This window comes from Phenylobacterium sp., assembly GCF_030693405.1.
GTDB lineage: Bacteria > Pseudomonadota > Alphaproteobacteria > Caulobacterales > Caulobacteraceae > Phenylobacterium.
Genome location: NZ_JAUYAW010000002.1, coordinates 1 through 4,775 on the forward strand (window position 1 = coordinate 1; position 4,775 = coordinate 4,775).

The window sequence follows — 4,775 nt, forward strand, 5'->3', positions numbered from 1 at the left end:
TGGCGGTTCTCACCCTTCATCAGGTCGACCTGCTGGCGCGGGATATCCAGGCCCTTCTCGGCCATGAACATGCGCACCACCTGCGGATTGGGCCCGACGGAATTGTAGAACTTCATGGCGGCGCGTCCCCTTCGATGTCGTCGCGCCCAGTTGACCGCGCTCCCCCAGCGTCAGGTCAAGGGTCTTGCGGGCACGGCGCGGTGGGGTCGTCCTCGGCGCAGGCCTCATCCATGCGGGCGAAGTGGTCGCCTTGATCCAGAGACGCCAGCTTGGGCGCTGGGGTCGGCCTCGCCCGGGTCGTCACCTCGGCCCCCTCGGTCAGCGTACGATGGACCGGGCACTTCTCGGCGATCTCGATCAGTCGCGCGGTCTGGTCGGCGTCCAACTCACCTTCCAGCCCGATCTCGCGCACGAACCTGTCCTTTGAGGTGGCGGTGCGCGCCGCGTGGGTGACCTCCACGCTGACCTTGTCCAGAGACCAGCCCTTGCGATCAGCATAGAGGCGGCAGGTCATGGCCGTGCAGGCGCCCAGCGCCGCGCCGAGCAGGTCATAAGGGCTGGGTCCTGAGTCCAGGCCACCCACCTCCGTCGGCTCGTCGGCCAGGAAACGGGCTGGCCCCGCCCAGACCGCCACCTGGAACTTGCCGCCGCCGGTCTCCTCCACCCGCACCGCCTCGCGGGACGGGGCCTCGGCGGGCTCAGAGGCGGTCAGATAGCGCGCCGCCCAGGCCGCGATCACGGCCGCCGCATAGTCGGTATCGGCCTTGTCGGTCAGCAGATGATCGGCGTCATCGAGGGACACGAAGCTCTTGGGATGGCGGGCGGCTACGAAGATCTCGGTGGCGTTGTCGATCCCCACCACCTCGTCCCGGGGCGCATGCAGGATCAACAGCGCGCGCTTCAGATGGGCGATACGTTTCGCCTGATCCTGCTGAGCGAGATCGGCGATGAAGCCTGCGCTCAGCGCGAATTCGCGCCCGGCGATCTCCACGGGCACGCGGCCATCCCCGTCCGTCGCCGGCAGGCCCTCGATGTTCCGCAGGACGTGTTCGGCTGAGGCCGGGGCGTTGAGCACCGCCACCGCGCGCACCGTCGGGCATTGGCCCGCCGCAGCCAGGACCGCCGCCCCGCCGAAACTGTGTCCCACCAGGACCTGCACCTCATGGCCCGCGGCGTTCATCGCCTCGACCGCGCTCGCCACATCGGCCACGTCGCTGGACAGGCCTTCGCCAAAGTCGCCTTCGCTCTCGCCCAAACCGGTGAAATCGAAGCGCAGGACGCCGAACCCCTGGTCGGCCAGCGCGCGGCTGATGCGGACCGCCGCCAGCGCCCGCTTGTCGCAGGTGAAGCAGTGGGCGAAGACCACAAAGGCCCGGGGCGGCGAGGACCCTGTTTCAAGCACGCCAGAAAGACGCCGGCCCGCGGCGTTCTCGAAGTCGAAACCTGCGCTGGGCATCGGGCTCTCCATTCGTACGGGCCTGGAACGTCCAGGCCGCTGGGGCGGCGGGGCCAGCCCGCGATCTTGGCGAACGGCCAGGATCAGGCGGGCGTTCCGCCGCCCCCGGCGCCCGTCAGGCGCCGAGCTGGTCCATCAGATACTCGGCCGAGGACACCCGGAATTCGCCCGGCTCTTCGACGTTCAGCGACTTCACCACCCCGTCTTCAATGATCATGGAATAGCGCTGCGAGCGCTCGCCCATGCCGAACTTGGTGGCGTCCATGGTCAGGCCCACCGCCCGGGTGAAGTCGCCGCTGCCGTCGGCCAGCATGGTGATGTCGTCGCCCACCGACTGAGCCTCGCCCCAGGCCTTCATGACGAAGGCGTCGTTGACCGACAGGCAGGCGATCAGGTCGACGCCCTGGGCCTTCATGGCTTCGGCCTTGTCCACATAGCCCGGCAGGTGGCGGGCCGAACAGGTCGGGGTGAAGGCGCCGGGCACGGCGAACAGGGCGACGGTCTTGCCCTTGAAGAGGTCGTCGGTCGAGACGGGCTTGGGGCCGTCCACGGTCGCCTGGGTCAGGGTGACGCTGGGCAGCTTATCGCCGGTTTTGATGGTCATGGCCGTGCTCCTCAATAGGTCGCCGGGATGGGCGTATGGCCAGCAGATAACGCATTGCCCGACCCCTTCAACCTTCGCAGGCCAACTGTGTCTTGAAAGCGCCGCGTTCAACCTCAAACTAGGGGGATGGGCGCCATCGACCAGACCTCAGAACCGGCCGGGACCTATCTCTCGGGAAAACTGCTGATCGCCATGCCGGGCATCGGCGATCCCCGCTTCGAGCGGGCGGTGATCTTTGTCTGCGCCCACGACGAAGAACACGCCATGGGGCTGACCGTAAACCGGCCCGTCGAAGGCCTGATGCTGGCCGACCTTCTGGACCGCCTGGATATTCCCACGGTCATGGACAGCGCCCCAGGACTGGATGATCCCATTCTGATCGGCGGCCCGGTCGAACGCGAACGCGGCTTTGTCCTGCACACCGCCGACTATCGCAGCGAGCACAGTCTGCCCGTGGGGGAAGATATCGCCCTGACCGCCACCCGGGAGGTGCTGGAAACCTTGGCCCATGGCGCCGGTCCTCGACGCAGCGTCATGGCCCTGGGCTATGCGGGCTGGGGCGCGGGCCAGTTGGAACGCGAGATCCGCGACAATGTCTGGCTGACCTGCGCGGCGGACGAGGCCCTGTTGTTCGGGGACGACCACGATCACAAATGGTCCCAGGCCCTGGCCAAGCTGGGCGTCGATCCGGGCCTGCTGTCGGCGACGGCCGGTCAGGCCTGAGCCTGACCCGGTGGCGGCTTCAGCCGCGGGCCTTTACCGGGGCGGCGCCGTCCACATAGCTTTCATTGAGATAGACCTCGGCCTCCTGGGCCGACAGGGCCGGGGCGTAGCCGAAGCCCTGCCCGTAGTCGCAGCCCAGGGCCAGCAGCTGACGGGCCATGCCGGCGTTCTCCACCCCTTCGGCCACCACCTCCAGGTCCAGGTCCTGGCCAAGCTTGACCACGGAGGACACGATCTTGGCCGAGCCTTCGTCTGTGCCCATGGTGCGGACGAAGTAGCGATCGATCTTCAGCGTGTCGAACGGCAGGCGCGTCAGATAGGACAGGGACGAAAAGCCTGTCCCGAAGTCGTCCAGGGCGAGAGCCGCCCCGGCCTGCCGCAGGTCCCGCAGGATGATCGCCGCCCGGTCGGGATCGCGCATGACGTCGCCTTCGGTGACCTCCAGCTTCAGGGCGCCTGGCGGTAGGCCGGTCTCCCGCAGGATCCGCACCACATTGGAGATCAGGTCTGGATGGTCGATTTCGCCTGTGGACAGGTTGACGGCCACGGTGAGCTCGCCGGCCGCCCGGTGGTTGCGCCGCCATACCGCCAGCTGGCTGGCGGCCTCGCGCATCATCAGGGAGCCGAGCGCGCTCATCAGGCCCATCTCTTCGCAGAGCGGCAGAAACTGGTCGGGCATCAGCAGGCCGCGCCTGGGGTGACGCCACCTCACCAGGGCTTCGAACCCCGACAAGGCCCCCGTCGAGAGCCGGACGATCGGTTGATAGAAGGCCGTCAGCTCCCCGCGGCCGATGGCGCCGCGCAGGTCGCCCTCCATGGCCAGTCGGGACAGGCCATCGCTCTCCAGGGCCCGGCCATAGGCCGCGGCCCCGCCGCGTCCGCCCGTCTTGGCCGCTTCGACAGCCAGCTCGGCCCGGCGCAGCAGTTCCGCCGCTTCCGGCGCCTCGTCCCCGCCCCGGGCGCGCACGGCGCCCACAGAGAGGGTGGGATGGATATCGAACCCGGCCACCCGCAGCGGGCGTTCCAGGGCCAAGCGCAGGACCTCGCTGGCTGGGACATCGCCCACCCGCGCGAGGACGCCAAATTCATCTTCGCCGACCCGGGACAACAGGGCGCCGGGGGGAAAGGCCGCGGCCAGGCGGGAGCCAAGGGCCGCCAGGACCAGGTCCGCCCGCTCATGGCCAAGGGCTTCGTTCAGGCGGCGTAGGCGGTCGAGATCGCCCACCACCAGCTCATAGTCGCCGGGAATCTGCAGATGCTCCCGCGCTCGCAGAATGAAGCTCTTGCGGTCCAGAAGGCCGGTCAGGCTGTCGAGGTCAGACGCGGCAAACTTGGTCTCGGCGGCCACGACGCCCGCGGCGCGCACCCCTTCCTCCAGCCAGACCCCGCGCCAGATGCAGACCCCGCCGCCGCGCATGCGCAGCCGCACCGCGATCTCGGCGCCGGGCTCCTGCACGCGCAGCACCTCCTCGGCCCGGGCGCGATCCTGGGGCAGGGCGAGCGCGCGAATGGCGGCAGACGAGCACTCGGGCGCCAGCGGGCCCAGGCCAAGGGCCCTCGAGGCCCCGGTCAGGCGCAGGCGGTCGCGCTCAGGCTCCCAGTGCCAGAGGACCACATCGGCCGCGCCCAGCGCTTCCAGCGTGCTCGTGGCGTCCCATATCCAACGATCGCTCGCCATGGCCTCTCGGGGGCCGGCGCAGGCCGCCGGCTAAACAGAAACAGTCACCTCCGGCGCCTCGTCCCGCGAACGGGGCGTGGTCATGCCGAACAGGACATGATCTCGCCAAACGCCGTTAATTTTCAGATAAGCCTTGGCGAACCCTTCCTCCTCAAACCCCGCCTTGGCCAACAAACTGCGGGACGCAGCGTTATGCGGCAGACAAGCAGCCTCCAGCCTGTGGAGGCCCAAGGTGTTGAAGGCGAAGGTGTTCAGAGCCCGCGCCGCCGCCAGGGTGAGGCCGCGCCGGGTGAAGGGCTGACCGCACCAATAGC

General features: G+C 68.8%; 5 protein-coding genes. 1 reads left to right on the forward strand and 4 read right to left on the reverse strand.

The annotated features are described in order from the left end of the window. Positions 1-175: 175 nt before the first annotated feature. Positions 176-1,456: a bifunctional alpha/beta hydrolase/OsmC family protein gene (locus Q8N19_RS00015; protein WP_305587613.1), complete on the reverse strand. Its 1,281-nt coding sequence runs from the start codon at positions 1,454-1,456 to the stop codon at positions 176-178. A gap of 115 nt (positions 1,457-1,571) precedes the next feature. Further along, positions 1,572-2,060 (reverse strand): peroxiredoxin, encoded by a 489-nt coding sequence (locus Q8N19_RS00020; protein ID WP_305587614.1) that lies wholly within the window; start codon positions 2,058-2,060, stop codon positions 1,572-1,574. A 126-nt stretch (positions 2,061-2,186) separates the two neighbouring features. Here Q8N19_RS00020 and Q8N19_RS00025 point away from each other — a divergent pair, with 126 nt between their 5' ends. Beyond that, complete coding sequence (locus Q8N19_RS00025) at positions 2,187-2,783, forward strand: YqgE/AlgH family protein (protein ID WP_305587615.1); 597 nt, start codon at positions 2,187-2,189, stop codon at positions 2,781-2,783. Positions 2,784-2,802: 19 nt separating this feature from the next. Here Q8N19_RS00025 and Q8N19_RS00030 read toward each other — a convergent pair whose 3' ends face one another. Continuing rightward, positions 2,803-4,461, reverse strand: coding sequence for a bifunctional diguanylate cyclase/phosphodiesterase (locus tag Q8N19_RS00030; protein ID WP_305587616.1), 1,659 nt, complete (start codon positions 4,459-4,461; stop codon positions 2,803-2,805). A gap of 30 nt (positions 4,462-4,491) precedes the next feature. Further along, positions 4,492-4,775, reverse strand: a 284-nt coding sequence (locus Q8N19_RS00035) for a GNAT family N-acetyltransferase (RefSeq protein WP_305587617.1), incomplete at its 5' end; no start/stop codon positions are given.

Coding starts and splice junctions, on each gene's coding strand:
- Q8N19_RS00030 (WP_305587616.1), bottom strand. CDS start 4,461: ATGGCGAGCGATCGTTGGATATGGGACGCCACGAGCACGCTGGAAGCG.
- Q8N19_RS00025 (WP_305587615.1), top strand. CDS start 2,187: ATGGGCGCCATCGACCAGACCTCAGAACCGGCCGGGACCTATCTCTCG.
- Q8N19_RS00020 (WP_305587614.1), bottom strand. CDS start 2,060: ATGACCATCAAAACCGGCGATAAGCTGCCCAGCGTCACCCTGACCCAG.
- Q8N19_RS00015 (WP_305587613.1), bottom strand. CDS start 1,456: ATGCCCAGCGCAGGTTTCGACTTCGAGAACGCCGCGGGCCGGCGTCTT.